This window comes from Acinetobacter sp. UBA2581 (assembly GCF_002339435.1).
In the GTDB taxonomy this organism is placed as follows: Bacteria; Pseudomonadota; Gammaproteobacteria; order Pseudomonadales; family Moraxellaceae; genus Acinetobacter; species Acinetobacter variabilis.
Genome location: NZ_DDLD01000024.1, coordinates 1 through 25,777 on the forward strand (window position 1 = coordinate 1; position 25,777 = coordinate 25,777).

Annotated in this window: 17 protein-coding genes, 5 tRNA genes and 1 pseudogene; 15 read left to right on the forward strand and 8 right to left on the reverse strand. The window is 43.8% G+C overall.

The window, feature by feature from the left end:
• Positions 1-105: 105 nt before the first annotated feature.
• Both B3Q46_RS02905 and B3Q46_RS02910 read right to left on the reverse strand, forming a co-directional pair.
• On the reverse strand, positions 106-2,142 hold the full coding sequence (locus tag B3Q46_RS02905; RefSeq protein ID WP_034170455.1) for an NADPH-dependent 2,4-dienoyl-CoA reductase: 2,037 nt from the start codon (positions 2,140-2,142) through the stop codon (positions 106-108).
• A 147-nt stretch (positions 2,143-2,289) separates the two neighbouring features.
• Positions 2,290-2,643: a hypothetical protein gene (locus B3Q46_RS02910; protein ID WP_034170456.1), complete on the reverse strand. Its 354-nt coding sequence runs from the start codon at positions 2,641-2,643 to the stop codon at positions 2,290-2,292.
• A 243-nt stretch (positions 2,644-2,886) separates the two neighbouring features.
• Between B3Q46_RS02910 and argG the strand changes: the two genes are divergently transcribed.
• Positions 2,887-4,230: an argininosuccinate synthase gene (gene argG / locus B3Q46_RS02915; RefSeq protein WP_005234795.1), complete on the forward strand. Its 1,344-nt coding sequence runs from the start codon at positions 2,887-2,889 to the stop codon at positions 4,228-4,230.
• A gap of 54 nt (positions 4,231-4,284) precedes the next feature.
• Here argG and B3Q46_RS02920 read toward each other — a convergent pair whose 3' ends face one another.
• Complete coding sequence (locus B3Q46_RS02920) at positions 4,285-5,556, reverse strand: GGDEF domain-containing protein (RefSeq protein ID WP_286713329.1); 1,272 nt, start codon at positions 5,554-5,556, stop codon at positions 4,285-4,287.
• A 152-nt stretch (positions 5,557-5,708) separates the two neighbouring features.
• Between B3Q46_RS02920 and pyrC the strand changes: the two genes are divergently transcribed.
• The 13 genes and pseudogenes from pyrC (at position 5,709) to B3Q46_RS02985 (ending at position 15,463) form a co-directional block, all read left to right on the forward strand.
• Positions 5,709-6,743, forward strand: coding sequence for a dihydroorotase (pyrC, locus tag B3Q46_RS02925; RefSeq protein ID WP_005234791.1), 1,035 nt, complete (start codon positions 5,709-5,711; stop codon positions 6,741-6,743).
• Positions 6,728-7,387: a ribonuclease T gene (gene rnt / locus B3Q46_RS02930; protein WP_034704922.1), complete on the forward strand. Its 660-nt coding sequence runs from the start codon at positions 6,728-6,730 to the stop codon at positions 7,385-7,387. The genes pyrC and rnt overlap by 16 nt, the downstream gene beginning before the upstream one ends.
• A gap of 20 nt (positions 7,388-7,407) precedes the next feature.
• A tRNA-Glu gene (locus tag B3Q46_RS02935) sits at positions 7,408-7,483 on the forward strand.
• A gap of 162 nt (positions 7,484-7,645) precedes the next feature.
• Complete coding sequence (locus tag B3Q46_RS02940) at positions 7,646-7,801, forward strand: hypothetical protein (protein WP_005234786.1); 156 nt, start codon at positions 7,646-7,648, stop codon at positions 7,799-7,801.
• Positions 7,802-7,933: 132 nt separating this feature from the next.
• A complete protein-coding gene (locus tag B3Q46_RS02945; RefSeq protein ID WP_286713334.1) occupies positions 7,934-9,364 on the forward strand; it encodes an amino acid permease in 1,431 nt (476 codons plus the stop codon).
• A gap of 210 nt (positions 9,365-9,574) precedes the next feature.
• A tRNA-Glu gene (locus tag B3Q46_RS02950) sits at positions 9,575-9,650 on the forward strand.
• A 110-nt stretch (positions 9,651-9,760) separates the two neighbouring features.
• Positions 9,761-11,173: an amino acid permease gene (locus tag B3Q46_RS02955; RefSeq protein WP_034170462.1), complete on the forward strand. Its 1,413-nt coding sequence runs from the start codon at positions 9,761-9,763 to the stop codon at positions 11,171-11,173.
• Positions 11,174-11,257: 84 nt separating this feature from the next.
• Positions 11,258-12,150 (forward strand): annotated as a pseudogene (locus B3Q46_RS02960) (alpha/beta fold hydrolase).
• 248 nt (positions 12,151-12,398) lie between these two features.
• A complete protein-coding gene (locus B3Q46_RS02965) occupies positions 12,399-13,310 on the forward strand; it encodes a hypothetical protein (protein WP_005234779.1) in 912 nt (303 codons plus the stop codon).
• 131 nt (positions 13,311-13,441) lie between these two features.
• Positions 13,442-13,517, forward strand: a tRNA-Glu gene (locus tag B3Q46_RS02970).
• A 24-nt stretch (positions 13,518-13,541) separates the two neighbouring features.
• Positions 13,542-13,617, forward strand: a tRNA-Glu gene (locus B3Q46_RS02975).
• Positions 13,618-13,662: 45 nt separating this feature from the next.
• Positions 13,663-13,738: transfer RNA gene (locus tag B3Q46_RS02980), tRNA-Glu, on the forward strand.
• A gap of 303 nt (positions 13,739-14,041) precedes the next feature.
• A complete protein-coding gene (locus B3Q46_RS02985; protein WP_286713337.1) occupies positions 14,042-15,463 on the forward strand; it encodes an iron-containing redox enzyme family protein in 1,422 nt (473 codons plus the stop codon).
• 65 nt (positions 15,464-15,528) lie between these two features.
• On the opposite strand, the gene B3Q46_RS02990 is transcribed toward B3Q46_RS02985, so the two are convergent.
• From B3Q46_RS02990 to B3Q46_RS03010, 5 genes are all read right to left on the reverse strand, one after another.
• Complete coding sequence (locus B3Q46_RS02990; protein WP_005234775.1) at positions 15,529-16,773, reverse strand: NADH:flavin oxidoreductase/NADH oxidase family protein; 1,245 nt, start codon at positions 16,771-16,773, stop codon at positions 15,529-15,531.
• A gap of 130 nt (positions 16,774-16,903) precedes the next feature.
• Positions 16,904-17,914, reverse strand: coding sequence for an ABC transporter permease (locus tag B3Q46_RS02995; protein WP_005234773.1), 1,011 nt, complete (start codon positions 17,912-17,914; stop codon positions 16,904-16,906).
• A complete protein-coding gene (locus B3Q46_RS03000; RefSeq protein WP_286713340.1) occupies positions 17,914-18,957 on the reverse strand; it encodes an ABC transporter permease subunit in 1,044 nt (347 codons plus the stop codon). The genes B3Q46_RS02995 and B3Q46_RS03000 overlap by 1 nt, the downstream gene beginning before the upstream one ends.
• A 22-nt stretch (positions 18,958-18,979) precedes the next feature.
• Positions 18,980-20,785: an extracellular solute-binding protein gene (locus tag B3Q46_RS03005; protein ID WP_414631435.1), complete on the reverse strand. Its 1,806-nt coding sequence runs from the start codon at positions 20,783-20,785 to the stop codon at positions 18,980-18,982.
• Positions 20,786-20,828: 43 nt separating this feature from the next.
• The gene (locus B3Q46_RS03010) at positions 20,829-24,131 is read right to left on the reverse strand and encodes a LysM peptidoglycan-binding domain-containing protein (RefSeq protein ID WP_034170470.1); all 3,303 of its coding nucleotides are present in this window, start codon (positions 24,129-24,131) and stop codon (positions 20,829-20,831) included.
• 208 nt (positions 24,132-24,339) lie between these two features.
• On the opposite strand from B3Q46_RS03010, the gene dnaQ reads away from it, so the two are divergent.
• Positions 24,340-25,713: a DNA polymerase III subunit epsilon gene (gene dnaQ, locus B3Q46_RS03015; RefSeq protein WP_286713343.1), complete on the forward strand. Its 1,374-nt coding sequence runs from the start codon at positions 24,340-24,342 to the stop codon at positions 25,711-25,713.
• Positions 25,714-25,777 lie beyond the last annotated feature (64 nt).

Consider the following 25,777-nt stretch of genomic DNA (forward strand, 5'->3'; position numbering starts at 1 on the left):
CCGCTCTGCCACGCTTCCATGTGCGCAATAATACGGAGCTTTTAGGCGACTGACAAGTGAAAATTACAGTGAATCTCATCAACTGCATATAGTTTCATCAAATCCTTACAATTTTGCTGCCAATTCTGCCCCTTCACGAATTGCACGCTTGGCATCCAGCTCAGCAGCCAGCTTTGCTCCACCAATAATATGGTAATTCGCTAAAGTCTTTTGATCCTCTGAAGGCATGACATCTTTGACTGACTCCTGACCAGCACAAACGACGACCGTATCTACACGCAGCAACTGATCATGCCCATCCACTTCAATCCACAAACCTTCATCCGTGATCGATTTATAGTGCACGCCGCGTAACATGCGCACGCCATGTTTTTTTAGTTGGGCACGATGAACCCAACCTGTGGTTTTACCCAAACCTGCTCCTAAAGCAGTAGTTTTACGCTGTAATAAATAAATTTCCCGGACTGGTGGCTCGAGTTCTGCTGGCTGCAGTCCGCCTTCACTTACATAATTAGCATGCAGATCTACACCCCACTCCCGTTTCCATTCATCTACAGGTTGTGGTTGCGGCTGATGCGGGGGCTTTAATAAAAATTCTGATACATCAAAACCGATTCCACCGGCACCAATGACCGCGACACGATCTCCTACTGGTGCACCGCGCAATACTTCAGCATAAGACAGAACTTGAGGTGCATCACTACCGGCAATTTTCAATTCACGCGGAACAACGCCCGTAGCAACAATGACTTCATCAAAACCTTCGCGTTCCAATTGCTCCCGATTCACTCGAGTATTTAAACGGACATCTACCCCAGTTTTTTCCAGTTGTACTTTAAAATAGCGAATGGTTTCATGGAATTCTTCTTTGCCTGGAATCACTTTGGCCAGATTAAATTGCCCACCCACTTCACTAGTAGCTTCAAACAAAGTCACATCATGACCGCGGCTGGCAGCGACTGTGGCTGCGGATAAACCTGCCACACCACCACCCACCACGGCAATCCCTTTAGGCTTTTTGGTTTTGACATAAACCAGTTCGGTTTCATAACCAGCACGTGGATTCACTAAACAGGTAGCGCGTTTATTTTTAAATGTATGATCCAGACAGGCCTGATTACAGGCGATACAGGTATTAATTTCATCAACACGATTGGTTGCTGTCTTATTCACCCAGAATGCATCTGCCAATAGTGGGCGTGCCATTTGCACCATATCTGCCTGACCCGATGCCAAAATCGCTTCAGCAGTTTCTGGCATATTAATCCGGTTCGATGCAATGACTGGAACAGTAACATGCTTTTTGACTTCTGCGGTGTAATCTACGAATGCAGCACGAGGAACTGAAGTGACAATCGTCGGAATACGTGCTTCATGCCAGCCAATACCGGTATTCAGCAAAGTTATTCCAGCCTTCTCTAGTGCTTTAGCCACTGTAATCACTTCCTGCATAGTATTGCCATCATGCACCAGATCTAGCAAGGACAAGCGGAAACAGATAATAAATTTTTCACCAATTTCAGCACGGATTGCTTTAACAATCTCCACCGCAAAACGCATGCGGTTTTCAATTTCTCCACCCCAGCGATCAGTACGCTGATTGACGTGACGGCTTAAAAACTGGTTAATCAAATACCCTTCAGATCCCATGATTTCCACGCCGTCATAGCCCGCTTTTTTAGCCAGTTTTGCAGTTTTAACATAGTCCTGAACCGTATCCAGAATCTGGTTTTCAGACATCTGACGTGGTTTAAAAGGTGAAATTGGCGATTTGATCGGGCTCGCAGATACCACAAAAGGCTGATAGCCATAACGTCCGGCATGCAAAATTTGCAACAGAATCTTGGCCCCATGCTTATGCACGGCATGCGTAACCAGTCGGTGCGGTGCAACATCACCCAAGGTATTCATCGTTCCACCAGCAGGCAATAACCAGCCCTGACGGTTAGGTGAAATCCCGCCAGTAATCAGGAGACCCACACCACCTTTGGCACGTTCACCAAAATAAGCTGCCAGTTTAGGATAATTATAAAACCGATCTTCCAAGCCCGTATGCATTGATCCCATCACCACACGGTTTTTAATCGTGGTGAAACCCAGATGTAATGGTTTTAAAATATTTGCATAGCGCGTCGTTGTCATAAAATATCCCTGATTCTTATTTGGCTAAAAGCTTAAATCTTATCCATGTACTTTAACTGATTTTTAGAGGCTTTTTATGACTATCAGGTCCGCTTTCTCAGGCACAAATACCAATTGTGATATTTATGCCGTACCTTAATGGTGAATTTATTGCTGCCATTGATTTTTGCTCGATTTCCATAAGGCAATTACACCGAGTACTGTACCAATGGGAAAACTGAGCAGCATCAGGATCGCCATAATTCTGGACAAGGTGCGTCCTGAACCATTGCCCTGTTTTACCTTGAGACAGGCCTGAATATTCAAAACAATCAGCACAGCCAAAAGTAGCAACACAATAACCAGACTCAACATGGAAATCGTCGACTGCTGATATTCCAGATATAAAAATGCAACCGTACTAAAAACCAGCAAACCGGCATAGATTCCATGCACAATCGACAGGGTTTCATTTTTGGCAGCCGGTTGCAGATTAGGTAAAGGAGGAATATTTGGGCTCATGAGGGCTATCCTGAAGATGTTTTTTTAATGATGTTATTGAATCTTCCCAGATTTTCCTATTTTTTAAGCATTTGTCAAAAATACGGTAATTTTATGATTATCTAAGCCTATTGAATCAAGATTTTGAAACGAGTTTTTCTTTTCTAAAGCAAACCTAAATAAAATAATGATACAATTGACGCAATATGTGTTTTTTCAGGCCACCACTTCTGGCGTGCCTATTTCATATCATTAGGATGAACAATGTCTGATAATGCAACTATCTTGCAGAATGTCCCAGTAGGCAAAAAAGTTGGTATTGCCTTTTCTGGCGGTCTAGATACTTCTGCAGCTCTTTTGTGGATGAAACAAAAAGGCGCTGAACCTTATGCTTATACAGCAAACCTGGGTCAGCCAGACGAAGACGATTACGATGCGATTCCAAAAAAAGCTGAAGCTTATGGCGCAGTAAAAGCACGTTTGATCGACTGCCGTTTACAGCTTGCATTAGAGGGTATTGCTGCAATTCAATGTGGCGCGTTCCACATTTCTACAGGTGGCGTTCCATACTTCAACACGACTCCTCTTGGCCGTGCAGTAACAGGTACCATGCTGGTAACTGCAATGAAAGAAGATGACGTGAACATCTGGGGTGACGGTTCTACTTATAAAGGTAACGACATCGAGCGTTTCTACCGCTACGGTCTGTTGACTAACCCTAACCTGAAAATCTACAAACCTTGGTTAGACCAGACCTTCATTGACGAGCTAGGTGGCCGTGCAGAAATGTCACAGTTCCTGATCGACAATGGCTTTGACTACAAAATGTCAAAAGAGAAAGCTTACTCAACTGACTCAAACATGTTGGGTGCGACTCACGAAGCCAAAGATCTTGAATACCTGAATGCGGGTATCAAAATCGTTGACCCAATCATGGGCGTTGCATTCTGGAAAGAAGAAGTTGAAATCAAACCTGAAGAAGTATCGATTACTTTTGAAGAAGGTTTCCCTGTTGCAATCAATGGTCAACGTATCGAAGATCCAGTTGAGTTCATTCTTGAAGCGAACCGTATTGGTGGCCGTCATGGTCTAGGTATGTCGGATCAGATCGAAAACCGTATCATCGAAGCGAAATCTCGTGGTATCTACGAAGCTCCGGGTATGGCCCTTCTTCACATCGCTTATGAACGTCTGGTCACTGGTATTCATAACGAAGATACGATCGAACAATACCGTATCAACGGTCTTCGTTTGGGTCGTCTTCTGTACCAAGGTCGCTGGTTCGATTCTCAAGCATTGATGCTTCGTGAAACTGCACAGCGTTGGGTAGCTAAAGCTATCACTGGTACTGTGACTTTAGAACTGCGTCGTGGTAATGACTACACCATCATGAACACTGAATCTCCTAACCTCACTTATGAAGCTGAGCGTTTGACTATGGAGAAAGGTGATTCTATGTTCTCTCCAGCGGATCGTATCGGTCAGTTGACTATGCGTAACCTGGATATCACAGATACACGTGCGAAACTGGGTATCTATACAGATTCTGGCTTACTCGCAGTAGGTACAGGTTCTGCAGTACCTCAATTAAAAGACAAAAACAAATAAGTTTGTTAAAGTCAAAAAAACCGCTCATCTGAGCGGTTTTTTTATAGATTCGATTTAGACATTCACACTGTTTGGATTTGCAGTGCGGATCGACTGATAATAAATCTGATTCCGTCCTAGCTGTTTGGCTCGATACAACGCCTGATCGGCAATTCCCAACAAAGCATCCTTATCAATGAAGTATTCACCACGATAAACGGTAATGCCCAAACTGATGGTGATATGGTTAGCTACACCAGATTTCTCATGTGGAATTTCCAGACGCTCAATTGCATTAAAGATATTGGAAGCCACTGCATAGGCGCCATGCGCATCGGTTTCCGGAAGCAGTACGACAAACTCTTCACCACCATAACGGGCCACAAAGTCCATATGCCGGATCGCATTTTTAATGGTAAAGGCAATACTGGAAATAACATCGTCCCCTTTTTGATGTCCATAAAAATCGTTATAGTTTTTAAAGTGATCGACATCGATAAACAAAATCGCCAAGGCATGCTGATTACGGCGGGAACGTTCAAAGAAGATATCCAGTGTTTCATCAAAAGTTCGTCGGTTGGAGATTTTGGTCAGCTCATCATGCTGGCTTAAATGCAGTAATTCTGTGGTATGAATCCGCTGAATTTTCTCACTGATTCTGGCCCGCATAGTATAGAGAAAAATCATTCGCTCACGGGCAAAAAGCATATAACTAATCACACATCCCAATAGGCTACTGCCAATCAGAATCCGCCCCAAGACTAGCGCATTAAAGTCGATCGATAACATGGATAACAGCCAGACCGTACAAAGTGCAGCAAATAATCCAGTGATTAACATCTGTAAAGGTTTTACTCCGGTCAGAATATATCCCAAGATGTAGATAATGGTGATGATCGCCATCGACTGATGTTGCAAGCTTACTGTTTGAATAGACATGGTCAGATAGGAGGTCGAGACTATCATCCAGAACATCAGCAGCATGGAAGCTTGCGGAAAAAAGCGTTTGATTTTAGGTAGACAGGAGAAGAAATAAAAAGCAAGTAAAGCTAGACTACCATTGATCAGCCCCAGCATACAGCGCACAAAATCTTGTACGAAATATTGTGAATCGATAATCCAGTAGTCCGTTGGAACCATAACGAGCAGAAAAATAAAATAGGTCAGTACTCCTGCCCAAACATATTTTTCGACATGTTTACGTGCTCGCTCCAGGTTTTTGCTCCAGAACTCCTGTTCCAGATTCTGAGGGAAAATCGAACCTACACGCTGACTTTGCCGTGTGATTAATTCTTCTATTTTTTCTTTTTCATCTTGCAATTTTGCTAGATTGTACTTGTATTCCATTGCCAAGTATTTATGTAATTTTTTTATTAATTTTAAAATATCATACTTTTATAAATTAATTTATAGATATCCCTTATTTTGTATATATTTCTCGTTACCATTTTGGGCATAGATGCATTATCATTTGTTTTATTTCTCCGATTGAATTCGCCTTGAATACGATTACCCTTCTCCAGCCAGACGACTGGCATGCCCACTTGCGTGATGGTCTCGCTCTGCAACGCACCGTTCCTGATCTAGCCAAACAGTTTTCCCGCGCAATCTGTATGCCGAATCTTGTTCCCCCAGTTAAAACTGTGGAAGAAGCATTAAGCTACCGTGAACGTATTATGGCGCATGTTCCTGAAGGTAGCGATTTTGATCCACGCATGGTGCTGTATTTCACAGATAATACCTCTCCAAGTGAAGTCCAAAAGATTAAAGATTCTGAGCATGTCAATGCCATTAAACTTTACCCTGCTGGCGCAACCACCAACTCGGATAGCGGTGTAAGCGACATTCGTAAAGTATATTCAGTCATTGAACAACTCGAAGAGCATCAGGTGCCTTTATTGCTGCATGGTGAAGTGACGCATAATCATGTCGATATTTTTGACCGTGAAAAACGCTTCCTAGATGAAGTATTAGCACCGTTACTGAAACAGTTCCCGAAATTGAAACTGGTTCTAGAACACATTACTACCAGCGAAGCAGCTAATTTCGTGCTGGAACAGGATCGTAATGTGGCTGCGACCATTACTCCACAGCATTTACTGTTTAACCGTAATGATATGCTGGTTGGTGGGATCAAGCCGCACTTTTATTGCCTGCCAATTTTAAAACGTCAGACGCATCAGCAAACGTTGCTTGAAGTAGCAACGAGCGGTAATCCTAAATTTTTCTTAGGCACTGACAGTGCGCCGCACTCAAAAAATGCCAAAGAAAATGCGTGTGGCTGCGCAGGATGCTATAGTGCACCGACTGCAATTGAGTTATATGCTCAGGCCTTTGATCAAGTAGGTAAAATCGACCGTCTAGAAGGTTTTGCCAGCCACTTTGGTGCAGATTTCTACGGCCTCCCACGTAATACCAAAACCATTACGCTGGTCAAAGAAGATCAAATTATTCCTGAAAGTCTAGACTACTTGGATGGTGAACAAATCGTTCCGCTATATGCAGGAAAAACCATTCAATGGAGAAAAATGTGACAAATGAAACTCTTCCAGTCATTGGTCAGCGTTTCCGTGGATTTTTGCCTGTTGTTGTCGATGTTGAAACAGCAGGCTTTAATGCACAGACTGATGCCTTGTTAGAAATTGCGGCCATTCCAATTGTTTATAATGAAGATGGTCAGTTTGTGCCTGGTGAAGCTTACCATGCACATATCAATCCTTTCGAAGGTGCCAACCTGGATCGCCGCTCTTTGGAATTTATCGGGATTGACCCGTCAAATCCGATGCGGATCGCGATGGCTGAAGATGAAAAAACCGCGTTAAAACGTATTTTTAAATCAGTCAATGAAGTGCGTCGTCAGCAAAATTGTACGCATGCCGTTTTGGTCGGTCATAATGCGCATTTTGATTTGGGCTTTGTACAGGCCGCAATTGCCCGTACCGGAACCAAAAACCAGAACCCGTTCCACAGTTTTTCTGTGTTTGATACCGTGACTTTAAGTGCGGTGATGTTCGGTCAAACGGTTCTGGCTAAATCTTGTATTCAAGCCGGGATTGAGTTTGATGGCAAAGAAGCACACTCTGCGTTATACGATACGCAAAAGACTGCGGAACTGTTTTGCTATATTTTAAACAAACTCGCACCTCACCTGCTTGACACTTTGGTGGCGGATCAATAAGATACCGCCATCTTCTAAACGTCCCTATCGTCTAGAGGCCTAGGACATCGCCCTTTCACGGCGGTAACCGGGGTTCGAATCCCCGTAGGGACGCCATCTTATTTACCCCCACTCTTCTTTCATTTTTTCCAAGAAAACTCTTTTTCTTATTATTGCTTTCAATCCTATTGTTATAAATTCCGCATGACTGAGTTTGGTGCACTTTCTCGTTTGCTTAGGCTATAATCAAGTTGATGTTAGGTTTTGATCAATTTTCCCATGCTAAAGAAAATCTTGCTTGTTTTACTCATTCTGGCACCTTCAGCGCTTTATATTTATGTGATTAGTCGCGATGATAAAACTGCTGAGAATCAAGCAGAAACTACGCCTGCTGAAAAAACACCGACTGAGCAATACCAGACTCCAGATCACTAGTTTTTAAGAGGCTTTGCAAATATTTATTTTTCAAATTAAAAAAATAACTTTATGAGGAAATTCCAATTTATGTGATATTTCACATAATTAAAACTAAAATACTTTCTTTACATCTCTCCTTTTAATTGAGCTATGCAATCTCCCTCTCCACCTTCAGAGCATTCGTCTGTTGAGGGTCAAACTCCGTCATTAAAACGTGCCATGGGCACACGTCATCTGATCATGCTCTCCCTTGGTGGCGCAATTGGTACCGGCCTGTTTATGGGTTCTGGTGAAGTCATTTCTCAAGCTGGTCCTCTTGGTGCAGTCCTTGCCTATATTATTGGCGGCTTGATTGCCTATATGGTGATGCTCTGCCTCGGTGAACTGGCCGTACATTTACCTGTGTCTGGTTCTTTTGGTGCCTTTGCAACCCATTATATTGGCCCGGGTACAGGCTATATGGTGTCCTGGATGTACTGGCTGGGCTGGTCAGCCACCTTGGGTACCGAATTTACTGCCGCTGCGATTCTGATGCAGGAATGGTTTCCGCAAACTTCGATCTGGTTATGGACATTGATCTTTGCTGCAGGTGTTCTGCTCTCCAATCTAAGCTCAACCCGTACCTTTGCCGAATCAGAATTCTGGCTATCGCTGGTGAAAGTCGCGACTGTACTGATTTTTATTATTCTGGGCTTTGGTTGTATATTTGGCTTCATTCCATTTCAAGGTTATGAATCCGCACCGCTGTTCAATAATCTAACTGAACATGGCTGGTTGCCAAACGGTTTGATTCCGTTATTCACCACATTATTAATCGTGAACTTTGCCTTTAACGGTACCGAGATGATCGGGATTGCAGCCGGTGAAACCGAAAATCCTGAGAAAAATGTACCGAAAGCGATTCATGCTGCGGTATGGCGTCTGATGATTTTCTTTGTCGGGACCATTATCGTGATTAGCTCGCTGCTGACTTATACCGATGCGGGTTTACAGGTCGGTGGTCATGGGGGCTTAAGCAGCAGTCCGTTTGTATCCGTGTTTACCCAAATGGGTATTCCATATGCGGAAGACTTTATCCGTTTCGTAATTATCACTGCACTGCTGTCGACTGCAAACTCTGGCCTTTATGCAGCTTCACGTATGATGTGGGCATTGTCTTCACAAAACCAGTTACCGCGACTATTTGCTAAAGTCAGCAAATCCGGCGTGCCTTATGTAGCAGTCTGGGTCACCATGATTGGCGGTTTGCCTGGTCTGCTCTCTGAACAGTTTGGTGCTGATGTTATTTTCAAGAACCTGATGGGTGTTGCCGCTTTTACCATGGTGATTGTCTGGATGAGCATCTGCTGGAGCCAGTTTAATTTCCGTCGCCAATGGCTGAAGTCTGGTCATAGTGTCTCTGAACTAAAATTCCGTACACCTTGGTTCCCTTTAGTTCCCATTCTAGGTTTTGTAACTTGTACTGCAACCGGTCTGAGTATGGCAGCTGACCCTGAAATGCTCTCTGGTTTTATTGGCTGTTTATTGTTTATGGCAGCATGCTATGCAAGTTACTACTGGCTTTATCATCAAAAAGCTTAAATTCTAAACTTTTGAACTGAAATAATTTCTTTAATAAACCCAGTTCCGATTGGGTTTATTTTTTCATATCAGGTAAATCCGTTCAGAAAATAACATCTTAATAAAATAAAGTTTTTGTTTTGCCTAATGTTTAAACTGTTAAATACATTTTAGTAAAAACTCTTTTGACAAAGTTCGGCTTAGTCCTTAATATAGCCCTCACCTCGCAACGTCCCTATCGTCTAGAGGCCTAGGACATCGCCCTTTCACGGCGGTAACCGGGGTTCGAATCCCCGTAGGGACGCCATTATCTGATCGCACACGATCAAGTCTTATACATAATCCATATTAATACGTTGCAGATTTGTAGTTTTTCACTACAATAACCCGCTTCATTCTCTTATTTTTTTGACTCCTATGCACTCATCTCCGAATGATGCTACGCATCAGGGCAATTCTGCGCCTTTAAAACGCGCTATGAGTACTCGACATCTGGTCATGATTTCGCTTGGCGGCGCAATCGGAACAGGCCTATTTTTAGGGTCGGGTGAAGTCATTGCACAAACGGGGCCTGTAGGTGCCATTCTTGCTTATCTCCTTGGCGGGATCATCGCTTACATGGTTATGCTATGTCTGGGTGAACTTGCCGTTCATATGCCCGAATCGGGCTCATTTGGCGCCTATGCCAAACGCTATATTGGACCAGGGACTGGCTACACCATTACCTGGCTATACTGGCTGACCTGGTCAGTGACCTTGGGAACTGAATTTACCGCTGCAGCTTTATTAATGCAGGAATGGTTCCCGGATAGCTCCATGTGGATGTGGACGTTGATTTTTGGTGCTTTCGTATTCGCACTGAATATGATTTCCACTCGCTGGTTTGCAGAGTCTGAATTCTGGCTGGCACTGGTTAAAGTCGTTACTGTTGTAACCTTTATCCTGCTTGGCCTACTCGCTATATTTGGTGTAGTAAGCTATCAAGGACAGGAAACTGCTCCGCTATTCAGTAACCTGACAGCTCAAGGCTGGTTCCCGGAAGGTCTGTTCCCAATCTTCACAACCATGCTGATTGTAAACTTTGCATTCTCTGGCACAGAACTGATTGGTGTGGCTGCGGGTGAAACCAAAGATCCTGCCAAAAATGTACCAAAAGCGATTAATACTGCAATTTTCCGCTTACTGATTTTCTTTGTAGGTACGATTATTGTGGTGACCTCCCTTCTTCCGCATCAGGAAGCAGGTCTGGCAGCTGAAGGTGTCAGTAGCAGTCCATTCGTGACAGTATTCCAGCATATTGGTATTCCTTATGCCGAAGATATTATCCGCTTTGTGATTATCACAGCATTGCTATCTGCTGCTAATTCAGGTCTATTTGCTGCATCCCGTATGATGTGGTCATTGTCTTACAGCAAACAGTTACCAGCGGTATTTTCCCGCTTAAATGCGCGTGGTGTACCTTATATTGCAGTCATTGTCACTATGATTGGTGGTATGCCTGGTTTGCTGTCTGAACAGTTTGCCCCGGAAACTATCTTCACTAACTTGCTAGGTATTGCAGCATTTACCATGGTAGTGGTCTGGATGAGCATCTGTCTCAGCATGTTCAACTTCCGCCGTGAATGGTACAAACAGGGTAAAACAGCGAAGGATCTTGATTTTGCTGCGCCATTGTTCCCGATTGTACCGATTCTGGGTTTTCTGTTCTGTCTGATTACCTGTATCAGTATGGTGTTTGATCCGAGCATGCGTATCAGTTTCTTTGGCTGTCTGCTGTTTATCGCACTGTGCTATGCCAGCTACTACAAGTTCTATCACAAAAATGCTTAAACATTAAAATGATTAAAAGAGCAGCTTCGGCTGCTTTTTTTTATTTATACTGAAAATGTTCTAGGCAGCCAGCGTGGTGTGTCGATGAAAATTATTTATATTCATGGCATGAACAAGCAGAAATTCAGCTCTGCGTCTTTGCGTCAACGCTGGCTCAGTCTGCTAAAACGCGGTCTGGAACAGTTACATCAACAGGCACATTTTGCTTATCTGAAACGGCATATCCGTATTCCTTTTTATGGCGACTTGCTGTTCCGTCATCATTTACATAATGTGCTAAATGCCAGCACCTTGATGCCACAAGACTGGCCTCGCTTTCCCTTCCATCAGCCAGTTAAATCCCAGCCACCACCACCCCATCTCAATCAATATTCACCTGAAATTTGTGAAATTCCCGAGCTAAAGGTTGAGGATGCCATGACCTTTAACCAGAAGGTGAAGTTTATTAGTACTTTGAGCCGGAATACTCTATTACGGGATTTTGTGATCTTACTGAATCATTTCCCTCGCCTGCATGATACGCTGATCAAAAAATTTCTGATTGAAACCTATTCTTATCTGGCAAATTTCACATTCATGCAGCAGGTGCATCAGCGAATTGGCCAGCAACTGCATGGCGATAAACCCTGTATCCTGATAGCTCATTCCTTAGGAAGTGTGATTGCCTATCATTATCTGCTTCTGCATCCAGAACTGAATGTACAGCGTTTTTCAGTATGGGATCACCAATGGCTTTCCGGGTCATTCAGGAACATTTGCCACAGCCTGTTCACCGGCCAGAAGCTATTAAAGGTGACTGGATTAATTTTTATTGCAGTGATGACTTTTTAACTGCCTTTCCATTATCAGAACCGCCTTTTCAGTTTCAGCCTGCAATTATCAATCGGGAGATTCGTACTTCAATGTATCATCCGCATGATATTGATGGCTATGTCCAGCATCCGGAAGTCATCGAAGCCCTGCTGGAATTACTCTAAAAAGCATCTCAATTTACAGATTTAATTCTAATATTTTCTTTGTACTATTTTTCTGCTGAGTCAAATTCTTTATCCATACCTACTCATTTTCTGGTTTATTTATGACTTTTTTATAAATATACATATGTCTGTTAATTATTGTTTTATCAAAGATAATTTACACATTAACACCACAAAAAGCGCTGCTTTTGCTACGTTAATTTTTTCTATACTGTAAATATAATTCTATCGAACTCAGTGGGGTGTCGATGAAAGTTATTTTTATTCATGGAATGAATCAGCAACATCATAGCGCTGCCTCCATCCGCCAGCGCTGGCTCCATATACTTCAAAAAGGGATGCGCAAACACCAACAAGATGCCAGATTTAGCTATTTAAAACGTCACATTCGTATTCCATTTTATGGGGATCTGCTTTCACGTTATAACGTCCGCAATATTCTAGAAGCCGGCACCCTGATACCACAGGAATGGCCCAGCTTTCCTTTTCGCAAGCCAGCTCAACCTCAGCTTCCTGCCCCTGTTCCACGTCCTGGCTGGCGTAGGCCCACAATTACCGATTTTTCCCAACCCGGTTCAAGTGACACCATGGATTTCAGACAGAAATTCAATTATTTTACCGCTCTCGGCAGGAATGTGGCGCTTCGGGATTTTGCCTTATTACTCAATTATTTTCCCACTCTGCATCGCACTCTATTGCAGAGATTTCTGATTGAAACTTATCTTTATCTCGATAACCCTGATTTCATGAGAGAGGTACATGAACGGATTGCCCGACAACTGAGTGGTCGCAAACCCTGCATTGTCATTGCTCATTCTTTAGGAAGTGTGATTGCCTATAATCATCTCATCCAGCACCCTGAACTGAATGTACAGCGTTTTATTACTCTAGGTTCACCATTAGCCTTCCAAGTGATTCAATCCAGCCTGGCACAGCCAGTGGTACGACCTCAGGCAATTAAAGGCGACTGGATCAATTTCTATTCAACGGATGATTATCTTACTGCCATTCCGCTTACTCAACCGCCATTCAAGTTTGAACCTGAAATCATCAATCATGGCATTCGTACACATATTCACCGGCCACATGACATTACTGGCTATTTACTGCATCCGCAGGTCGTTGAAGCTATTCTGGAATTACTTAAAAATCCGGCTTAAATCCGGCATTTTTCAAGTATTCTACTAATATTGTTTTAAATTTATGCACTCAAAAGAAAAATTCCAAAAAACTCTGGAAAAGCGTTTGACACCCCCCTGTTTTCACCCTAATATACGCCCACCTCTGAAACGTCCCTATCGTCTAGAGGCCTAGGACATCGCCCTTTCACGGCGGTAACCGGGGTTCGAATCCCCGTAGGGACGCCAATTTCAGAAGTAATATTTTATTAAGTCCCTATCGTCTAGAGGCCTAGGACATCGCCCTTTCACGGCGGTAACCGGGGTTCGAATCCCCGTAGGGACGCCATTACTTCAAATCAAAAGTTCTGGTTTAAAATATCACTTCTATACTGTCCCTATCGTCTAGAGGCCTAGGACATCGCCCTTTCACGGCGGTAACCGGGGTTCGAATCCCCGTAGGGACGCCATATTCGAGATGGTTAATTTAATTAACTTCTCATAAAAAAGCCCAAGCATGATGACTTGGGCTTTTTTATTGCATGTTCCTTCATTCCTGTTTTTTAATGTTTGATCAAATTGTCTCGATTGCAATTTTATTTGTTTATAAATAATTCATTCAAAAATCTTATTCTTTTACATTTCTCTTCAACTCGTTATCCATTCATTCTCATTTACAGCAATCGCACTATAAATCCGAACAAAAAATCAACACCGGTGGTATAAGCATGCCATTAAGGTAGAAAGCATAATATATCTGCAAGGATCAGATTATGTTCGTCAGTACAAAGTTAAGTTCGCCTGAATCATCTATTAAAAATCATAATCATCAATTTAATAACTTTAAAGATTGGGTCAACTTCTTTCAAGATCAACAGATTTCGACGACAGTAAAGACCGAACAGGCCGAGAACTATTTAAGAGATTTAATCCATCAAGTTGATGTGGCTGGATTGGAATGGCTGGATCAACCCAGACATGTAGAGCAACATTTTCTGGAACAGCACCATCAAACCTGCGCAATTTTCCAGTCGTATGTAGAACGGCGTAAACAGCAGCAAGGACGTGAATACTTCCCGACTGTTTCACATGCATTTGAGTTCTTGGCCAAAGTCGCACCTGTAAAACTGGTAGACGGCTCATGGTTGTATTCAACTGTGCAAAACTGGAATCGTCCGGAAACCCAAGACCTGATTTATATCTATCTGGAAGAACTGGGCATGGGTCATACTCGTGCCAATCATGTCACCATGTATCAGGACTTGCTGAATCATTATGAGCTGAACAGTTATACTGAACAGCTGGATGCCAGTTACTATGAACAGGCGGCTGTCCAGTTGGCTCTGGCCTATGCGCCGCCAGAATATCTGCCGCTAGTGATTGGTTTCAATCTGGGTTATGAGCAACTGCCCTTACACTTGTTAATTACCAATTATGAGCTGTCTGAACTCGGTATTGATCCACATTATTTCAATGTACACATTACCATTGATAATGCTCACAACGGTCATGCACAAAAATCTCTGCAAGCGTATTTAGATCAGTATGCACTCGCTGAAGATCCTGCCCAGTATCTAGACCTGATTAAAAAAGGTTATGTGCTGAATGACATTGGCAAAAGTTCTACCCAGATCATCAAGCAACTGGATACTGAAAAACTGGCTTTGAAAGTGTTCCAGAACAAAGCGCTGATTGGACAATATATCCATAACCAGAAATGCCAGTTTAGTGGCAAGACCATTAATGAATGGTTATCCGATCCGGCACAGATTGCGGATTTCCTGAAAGTCATGATTGAAAAAGGCTGGATTGTAAAAGATGCACCTGTAGAACAAAGCCGTTTCTGGAAAATGATTGATGATCCAGATGGCAAAATGTTTGGTGTATTTAATGCGACTGAAAAACAAATTATTAAAGACTGGATTCAAGGTGAGACTTTAGCTGCTCGTCTGTCATCACGTAGCAGCTCTCAAGTACATAACCAGATGGAACCAGTGCTGAACCGTATTGACCAGCAACAGATCCATCAGCTGAAAAGTCGTCTGAATCGCTGTGCCGCTGCCGAACAAAAGATTGATTTATTGATTCCTTATGTAGCACCGCATATGCATCATCAGGAAGTAGGCTTGTGGGCAACACGTCAGCTTTCCCAGCTGCTCTTCCCTTTCCAGACCCAAGCCATGACTTATTCTTAGAAAGATCATTCATAAAAAACAGGGCATTGTATATGCCCTGTTTTTGCTTCAATACATTATGCACATTAAGCCGATTTACGTGAATTGATCTGACCTTTAATCACAGCTTTCACATTACCTTTTACGTAATTTAAAAATACCTTTAAAGGCGACAGTTTTGGATTTGGTCGATTACCTTTGGCAATTTCTTTAAATTGCGCGGCATACCAGATGATTTCCATAATCGCCATCTTATCGATCATTGGAATACCAGTTTTAATTTTCTCCACTGCATAACGTACATCCTGTCCTGCAACCAGACGGTTACCCAGATCAGGCTCGACTGCAAATGGACGTGCAATACCGACAAAATCACATGCGCCACTATCTAGGGCTGCATTCATACCTGTTGCGGTACGGAAGCCTCCCGTTACCATCAAATGACAATTAACTTCCTGACGGATCTTTTCGGCAAAGTCAAGGAAATAGGCTTCGCGGGCAACTGTTGATGCTTTACGTTTCTCTGCTTTTACCCCAGCCATTGCGGGTGCTTCATAGGTTCCGCCAGAAACTTCAATAATATCGATCCCGGCTGCATCCATCGCCTTAAAAACATAAATAACGTCTTCTTCACTAATGCCACCGCGCTGGAAGTCTGCCGAATTTAATTTCACTGAAATAACAAAATTTTCAGAAGTTGCTGCACGTACCGCCTTATAGGCTTCTAGCAAGAATCGACTGCGGTTTTCAATACTACCACCCCACTGGTCTTGACGTTTATTGGTCAGTGGCGATAAAAACTGGCTAATCAGGTAACCATGTGCCCCATGTAACTGCACGCCTTCAAATCCCGCCTTTTCACAAATAGCAGCTGAAGTCGCAAAGCGCTGGATAATATCTAAAATTTCATATTCACGCAGTTCACGTGGCGTACCGAAACTCATCACCAGTGCTGGACTGAAAGGTACAGCTGAAGGTGCTACGGTTTCTTTATTCAAGCCTTTTGGGCATTGACGTCCAGGGTGAGATAACTGTACCAGTTGTACCATACCATGACGTTTTCCGACATTCGCCCAGGCTTTTAACTTTTCCAGGTCACGTTCAGTTTCTATTACCACTACACCGGGTTCATTCTTGGCACGAAAATCCACCATGACATTACCTGTAATCGCACAGCCTAAACCACCTTTGGCCCAAGCTTCATATAACTTTAAATGGGCCTGATTAGGTTGGCCTGCATCATTGGCCAATGCCTCACTCATGGCACCTTTAATGATACGGTTTTTAAACTGGGTATTACGGATCTGGATGGAATCGGCCAATTGTGTCATGTACTTTCCTAAAATGTTTATCTTATTTTGTATGTGTTATAACCTAACTTGCCATAATTGACAATTCATATTGTCAAATGGATACAAATTTTATTTTTAGATATTAGGGGGTAGTCTTAAAAAAATCATTTTAAATTTTGGGATCGAAAGCATCTCGGATGGCTTCACCGATATAGATGAGCAAAGACAAGACAATGGCTAAGGTCAGAAACCCGGACAAAGCCAACCACGGCGCATTGATATTATTTTTGCCCTGCAGCAATAATTCACCCAAAGAAGCGGTTTCAGGCGGCAAACCATAACCTAAAAAGTCCAGTGCAGTTAGTGCGCTGATGTTGGCGGTCAGCATGAAAGGAAGTTGTGACAGACTGGAACCTATGACATTCGGCAAGATATGCCGAAACATGATCCGGCCATGCCCTGCTCCAATGCTTCTTGCTGCCCAGACATATTCCAGATTTCTGGCTCGTAAAAATTCGGCGCGCACCATCGACACTAGTGTCGTCCAGCCAAAAAACAGCATGATCACAAATAGCCAGTAAATATTTGGACTAAACACACTGACCAGAATCATGACCATAAACAGCATCGGCAGGCTGCTCCAGACCTCAAGTGCACGTTGCCCGATCAGATCAATCCAGCCACCATAATAGCCTTGAACTGCCCCAACCAGCACACCTAATCCTGCTGACAGTAAAGTTAATGCAAAGCCAAACAGCAAGGAAATACGCAAGCCATATAAAATACGTGCTAGCACATCCCTTCCCTGATCGTCTGTTCCTAGCCAATTTTGTCGGCTTGGAGGTGAAGGTACTGGAATATCGAGTGCCAAATTGGGTGTGTCATAGCCGAAGTGGATCACCGACCAGATTGCCCAGCCTTTGGCATTAATCAGCTGCTGTACCGTAGGATCCTGATACTCGGCTTCAGTTTCAAAGACACCCCCAAAAGTCGTTTCAGGATATGACTTTATTACTGGCAGATAATAGGAATCCTCATACTTGACCAGTAAAGGCTTATCGTTAGCGATCAGCTCAGCACCAAGTGACAAGATAAAAATAATGGTAAAGGCAATGAAGCAGGCAAATCCGGTTTTATTATTTTTAAAACGTTGCAGGCTGGCGCGTAGCATTGGTGACATTATTTTGACCCTCGCGAATCAAAATGGATCCGGGGATCAATCACCCGATACAGCACATCACTGATCAAACGCAGCACCAAGCCCAATAAGGTAAAAATAAACAAGGTTCCAAAAATGACCGGATAATCCCGCTGCAGAATCGCTTCAAATCCCAGCATGCCCAAACCATCCAGATTAAAGAGGATTTCAATAAACAGGTTCCCGACAAATAAAATACCGAGCAAAGCTTCTGGCAAACTGGCAACCAACACCAGCACAGCATTGCGCAGTACATGACGGTAGAACACTGCTCTGTCCTGTAGTCCCTTCGCTCTTGCTGCCAGCACATATTGTTTACTGAGTTCTTCCATAAAGGAAAATTTCACCAGATAAGTCAGCCGTGCAAAACCGCCGAGTACCATAGCCAGTAGCGGCAAAGCCATATGCCAAAAATAATCCTGAATTTTTCCAAAGAGGGATAATTCAGCAAAATTTTCCGAGCTTAACCCTTGTAAAGGAAACCATTGCAGATAGGAACCACCTGCAAAAAATACAAGCAGCAAAATGGCAAAGATAAAGGCTGGAATAGCATAGCCCACAGCCAGCAGCAAAGACGTCGTTTGATCAAACAGGCTGCCATGCTTTTTGGCCTTCTGGATGCCAAGAGGAATAGAGACCAGATAAATGAGCAAGGTACTCCAGAAACCTAGAGACAGTGAAACTGGCAATTTTTCCCAGATCAGTTCAGTCACAGCTTGGCCTTTAAAAAAGCTCTGGCCTAAATCAAACTGGGCATAGCTTTTCAACATTTCCCAGAAACGTAAATAAACCGGCTGATCAAATCCATACTGAGTCTTGATCTGCTCCAGCATTTCGGGCGTCAGGCCTTGCTGTCCCTGATACTGCAAGCCACCGATCGCCAAATTATTTGCATGCTGTGCCTGATAGATGGCCTGTTCCACTGGACCACCCGGTGCAAGCTGAATCACCACAAAATTGATTAGTAAAACCATCAATAATGTCGGAATCATAAGAAGCAAACGTTTGACGATATAAGTGCTCATGGCACTCCCCAAAGCTGGAAATCTAGCGATATTTTAAGTACGGCGCCACTTGTCTGGCTTTAGCTGCATCCACCCACCAGTAATCAATACCCGCAGAAAGCTTGGGCTTGATTTTAGGCTGCTGATATATATTCCAGTAAGCATACCAGTATTCACCCGTACCATAAGTCGGAATATGATAATAACCGGCTCGCAATAAACGATCTAAAGCTCGGCTACTATAAATCAGCTGCTCCCGGCTTTGTGGTTGAACCACCTGATCAATCACCCGATCAATCACCGGATTTTGAATACCGGCATAATTATAATTGCCAGGCTGACGTGCCGCCTGACTACCCCAAAACTGTTTCTGTTCCTGCCCCGGTGTCAGCGATTGCGGCATAGTATCCACAATCATATCAAACTGATAATTTCTAAGGCGCTCATAGTACTGAGCCGTTTCCACCATCCGAATGTACGCCTGAATTCCTAAACGTTTCAAATGGCGTAGATAAGGCATTAGATGACGCTGCTGTTCAGCCTGATGCAACAGAAATTCAATCTGTACAGGTTTACCTTGAGCAGTCACCAGTTTTCCCTGCTGATAACGGTAACCGGCATTCAATAAAATTTGTCGCGCCTGTAATAAATTTTTGCGGTTAAACCCGGAGGCATCTGATTGCGGATAATGCCAATCCTGTAATACCGTCTGACGTTGCACCGGATGCAATTTAGATAAATTTGGCTGTAATATTTTCAGCTCTTGGGCACTCGGCTTGCCTGTAGATGCCAGTTCACTGTTACTAAAAAAGCTGTTGAGACGCTGATATTCCCCATGAAACAAGGCTTTATTTAGCCATTCAAAATCATAGGCCAGAGTTAAAGCTTGCCGGAAGCGGATATCGGCAAAGGGCTGACGCCGCATATTAAAAATCAGGCTTTGGGTTGGAATCGGATTGTGATGGTGAAAACGATAGGTTTTGATCTGGCCTTGCTCTACCGCAGGAAAGCGATAATCACTTACCCAGCGGTTAACCTGTTTTTCTTCATGCAGTGTGAACTGGCCCGACTTAAAAGCTTCAAACTTGATTTCCGGACTACGGTAATAACGATACTGTATGCGATCAAAATTATAACGCCCACGATTGACCAGCAGATCTTTACCCCAGTAATGCGGATTACGTTTATAAGAAATACTGCGTCCTGCATCAATACGTTCAATCACATAAGGCCCAGAACCCAAGATCGGTTTCAGGTTAATGTCTTTGAAATTACGCTTTTGCCATTCCTGCTGAGAATAGATCGGCATCTGAGTCACAATCATGGCCATTTCCGGATTATGGCGAGATTTAAAACTAATCTTAACTTTTGAAGGTGACAGGACTTCGGTTTTTTTAATATCTGCCAGATACATCTGTAAGCCAAAATTAGACTGGGTCTGGTACAGATCAAAACTGTATTTCACATCTTTAGCCGTCACTGGCTGACCATTACTGAATCTGGCCTTAGGATTTAAATGGAAAATAATATAAGCAGTCTGCTTTGGATCGAAACTGACTTTCTCCGCCAGCAGAGGATAATAAACGCCGGGCTCATCCAGGGATTTCGACATAAGGCTGTCAAAAATATAATTAATCCCTTCAGTGACATTCCCCTTACCATTCATGCTGTTCAGATTATCAAAACTGCCATCGGCTGCCTGAATAAGAATGCCGCCTTTGGGCGCTTGCGGATTGGCATAAGGCAGAGATTTAGCCTGTGCATATTTGGGTGCACCATGCAGTGCAATATAAGGTGTCGTAATGACTGCTGCCCCGCTAGAACTGATGATCCAAGGGGCAGCAAGAATCCATAAGACATGGACGGGATTAAACAATTTCACGATCCAGAAATTAATTTGGAACCTTAATCACATCACCAATACGCAATTGAGTATTGGGTTTCAGCTCATTCATTTCTGCCAGCTCATTGGTTGCCATACCATAACGGGATGCCAGACCAATCAAGGTATCGCCACGCTTCACCTTGTATTCAGTGACCAGCTTTGGAAGCTGAAGCGTTTGGCCCACACGTAAACCAGCACGTGGACTAAGATTATTCAGGCTCGCCAGATCAGTAACGGGTACTCCTACACGATTGGCAATCGCAATCAGTGATTCTCCGGATTTTACCGTATAGGATTCTGTCGCCTTAGAAGAGGCAGATTTTGTTGCGACTTTTACTACCGGCTCTTTTTTGGCAATCTGAATATCTTCATTAATTTTTAAACGCTGTCCAATCCGCACATTGCTATTGGTGCTTAGGCCGTTCAGGTCTGCCAGATAACGTAATTGTAGATGATATTGGCGGGCAATCGAGCTTAAGGTTTCACCAGATTTCACGATGTGAGTATCTGATTTGACATTGTTTTCCTGAGTCTCGGTGACCACTTCCTGCACAGGTTCAGGACTACCAGATAATTTCAGATGCTGACCCACACGCACATTGGCACTACGGGAAATATTGTTCAGGTTGGCAATCTGATCCATCGACAGATTATATTTTGCTGCAATCCCGGTCAGCGTATCACCCGATTGAACCGTATAACTGTCAGGAACCTGACTACCGGCCGGAATCTTGATGGTCTGACCAATGCGTAAGCCGCTGTTTGCAGACAGGCCATTTAACGCTGCCAGTTCAGATACCGTCAATTTACTTTGATTGGCAATGCTGTACAGGGTTTCACCACGTTTGACCTGATAGCTTTCTGTTGGCGTATGATCAACCTTAACGTTCTCAAACTTCTGTTCGATTTTTTCGGTTTTCTTGCTGCTCGCAGTCAGTTCATCAACTTCATTGAGAGGAACATTAATCTTCTGTCCGATCATCAAACTGCTACCCGCGGTTAAACCCGGAGTTAGTGCAGCAAGTTCTGCATTCGACAATGCGTAGCGATCTGCAATCAGTTTCAGATACTCACCACGTTTAACGGTATAGGACTTGGTCTGGACTTTGACAGTTTCGACTTTTTTGCTGTCTTCAACTTTCGCTTTGCTGGTACTTTCTTTTAGGGAAAGCTTTTGCCCCACAAATAAACCACTGGTCGTACTCAGATCATTATAATCAGCCAACTGTTTAACACTCAGGCCGAACTGGCTGGAAACGCTGGTCAAAGAATCATTGGCCTGAACCACATAACTTTCCGGTTTCTCTTTGGCTTTCGGTACTTCCTGTACTGGGTTGGCATCATAGAGATAAATTGTGGTGCCCACATATAATGTAGAGTTTGGATCAATCTGGTTCCATTTCGCGACATCACGCCAGTTCACGCCATTCTTCGCTGCAATCAATGCCAGATTATCGCCCGGTAAAACCTTATAGGTACTGCGCTTACCTTTCGGTGCCACAACCACAACTTCTGAATCAGTTTTTACATAGTTTTTGCCCTGATTGAGTCGAGCTTCAACTGAATCTGCACTGGTGTTTACAGCGACTTCTTTCGGATATGAGAATCCTTTGGTCAGTTCCTTGCCCTGCTGCTCGGCAATAGACTGACTGGTCTGAATTGCAGTCAGTTTGATCTTGCCATCATAAGGGTCAACAATTTCTGTGCCTGCAGGTGCCAGTGCTTTCAACTCTTCAATGACCTGTGCCTGTTCAGCTGCAGTCGCCACAGGTTGTAAAAGCTCATCCACGGTCTTATTAATTTCTTCTGCTGACACCACTTTCTGGATTTGCTGACGTTCAGCTGCGGTAATTGGTGGCTCGACCTGGATAGGCTTCACTGAAGCAACTGGCGTCACAGCAACCGGAATACGTGGCGCGCTTGGAATAGGCAATTCACTTTTTGCCGCAAATTCAGCAAGTGCTTCGGAACCACGTGGTGTGCTGACCCGTTTGGTGGTTTGTGCAGTTAGATTAGGTGTCGTCGTGGTTGACACTGCTGCTGGTGCAGTCGTAGCTGGCTTTGGTGATGTAGTCGCAGTTGGAGCTTTAGTTGCTGTTGCAGTCTTAGCAGTCGTAGTGGCAAGCACCGGCGGAGTCTGCTTGGCAGGTACGATGGTGGTACTGGTTGATGCTGGTGCTACAGTTGGATTTGGAGTTACTGTAGTGGTCGTTTTAGGCGAGTTACTGACAGTACCTGCCCATAAGCCGCTTGAACTAGACTGCAGTTTTTTCAGTTTTCCATCAATCGATGGACTTAAGTCAGCCGGAATCAAAATACGGCGCGGACTTTCCGGATCAATACGATCACCACGATGCCCCGGGTTAAGCTGATACAGTTCAGCACGGCTTAAACCGGTAATGGCTGCAATCTCATTTAAATTGGCTGCACCGACAGTCACTTCACGAAAGTGAGGACGGTTGGCAATTGGTGGCAAACTCACGCCATAAGTACCCGGATTTTTCACAATCTGCGCAACTGCCAGGAAACGCGGCACATAGTTCATGGTTTCCTGAGGCAGTTTCAAGGACCAGTAATCGGTAGGCAAGCCTGCGGCCTTATTACGGTTAATCGCCTGCTGGATACGGCCTGGACCGGCATTATAAGAGGCCAAAGCCAATTCCCAGGAACCAAACTGGTTATATAAGCTGCCTAGAAACTCATAAGCCGCACGAGTCGACTCAACGACATCACGACGGCCATCGTAAAGTGAGGTTTGTTTCAGACCATAAATACGGCCAGTACTTGGAATGAACTGCCATAAACCTGCTGCTGCTGCACTACTGGTCGCCGCCGGGTCATAAGAACTTTCAATGATCGGTAATAAAGCCAGCTCTGTAGGCATGCCACGGCGTTCTGCTTCTTTCACCGTATAATAGAGATAGCGCGATGCACGGGCACTCAGGCGGTCCAGATAAGGCTGACGGGAAATAAACCAGCCACGCTGTGCATCAATACGCGGATTCCAGGTATTCAGATCCATCTTGAAACCCACGGTCATCCGTTTCCAGATATCACCATGCTTCAAAATCAGTAAGCGGTCACCTTCAACCGCACGCATATCCGTTGCAGAAAGTAAATCTTCCAGCCCATCCAAACTGCTTGCATCTAGATATTGTGAGCCAACCTGCTTGCTTGACGCTTTTTGGGTCGCACTTTGTGTAGAAGAACAGCCCGTCAGTCCCAAGGAAGCGAGTGCCGTTCCAAGTACAGAAAATTTTAAAAATGTTGGTAATGCAGGCTGCCACAAAATTGCGGTTGGTTTATACATAAAGAAATCCAAACAATTCGTATATAAATTTATTTTTTAGATATGCCATTGTAGTGAAGCATGTCGTGGACACAAGGCATTAATTTACCCCGATTTCACGTTAAATGTTACAAGAAATTAAAAAAACTGGTGCATCTAGACGCATCAAGCGTATTTGCGTTATACAATATCCGCTTCAGCAAGTTCTTTTTTGATCGGATTTTAATTTATGTCTCACACTATCACGCTATATGTTGATGGCGCCTGTCGCGGCAACCCGGGTTTAGGCGGTTGGGGTGCGTACATAATTAGCGAACAGCAGGAACACAAAATTTGCGGTGGCGAAGATCATACCACCAATAATCGCATGGAGCTGACCGCAGCGATCGAAGGCATCCAGTTCTGTCCAAAAGATGCCAAGCTGGTCATTTATACCGATTCCAATTATGTCAAACAAGGCATTACCGAATGGATTCATGGCTGGAAAAAGAAAAACTGGAAAGACGTTAAAAATCCGGATCTATGGCAAAAACTGGATGCCATTTGCCAAGGTCGGGATATTGAATGGCACTGGGTAAAAGGCCATGCCGGACATCCTGGCAATGAAATGGCCGATCAACTGGCTAATCAGGGCGCAGATGAAACCTTGAAAAAATCCAAATCAGTTACTGCAATCACTGAAAATAAAAAAAAATCTGAACCTGACTGGCTTCTAGACGACCCTTTCGGGCTGGATCTTGTCGATAGTGAAGAAGAACTCGAAGAGAGCATGGAAATGGCCGAAGAAAAAATGGAACGGACTGAAAATTTAGAAACAATTGAAAATACCGATGAGTCTGCTTCAGTCACTTCAGATTCAACCGAACTACATCCGCAAATTGTGATTACACCGCCGACCTTAGAGCTGCATGGCCCCCGTCAATTGATTCTGGATACGGAAACCACCGGTTTCTATTATCAGGATGGTGACCGGATCATTGAGGTGGGTGCGATCGAAATGATTAACCGGAAACTTACCGGCAGCTCAATCCATATTTATATCAATCCGAAAAAACCGGTTGGTGATTCGGTGAATGTCCACGGTATTACCGACGAGTTCCTGCAAGACAAGCCGCTGTTTGAAGAAATCTCACAGGTACTGTTTGACTATCTGCAAGGTGCCGAAATTATTGCGCATAACGCGACCTTCGATATGAACTTCCTGGATATGGAATTCAAGCGTGCAGGCTTTGTCGCACTTTCTGAAGTTTGTGAAGTAACCGATACTCTGGCAATGGCCAAATCCAAGCATCCTGGACAGAAAAACTCTCTAGATGCCCTCGTGCGTCGTTATGAAATTCCACAACGTGACCGTACCTTCCACGGTGCCTTGCTCGATGCGGAAATTCTGTCCGATGTTTATCTGGCCATGACCGGTGGACAGGTCTCTTTTGATATGGATGCCCTGTCACATACCGAAGAACAAGGTGGCAGTTCAAGCACTGTGAAAATCGAAATTGAATTGCCTGTGATTCTTCCATCAGATGAAGAACTTGCCGAACATGAGAAATGGGTCAAACAATTTGAAGAAAAGCATGGAACGCCTTGCCTTTTTGCAAAATAAAATCTAAATTTCAAGCAGTAATTTCGCTTTTAAAATACAGTTCTTCAGTTATAGTAATTCCAAA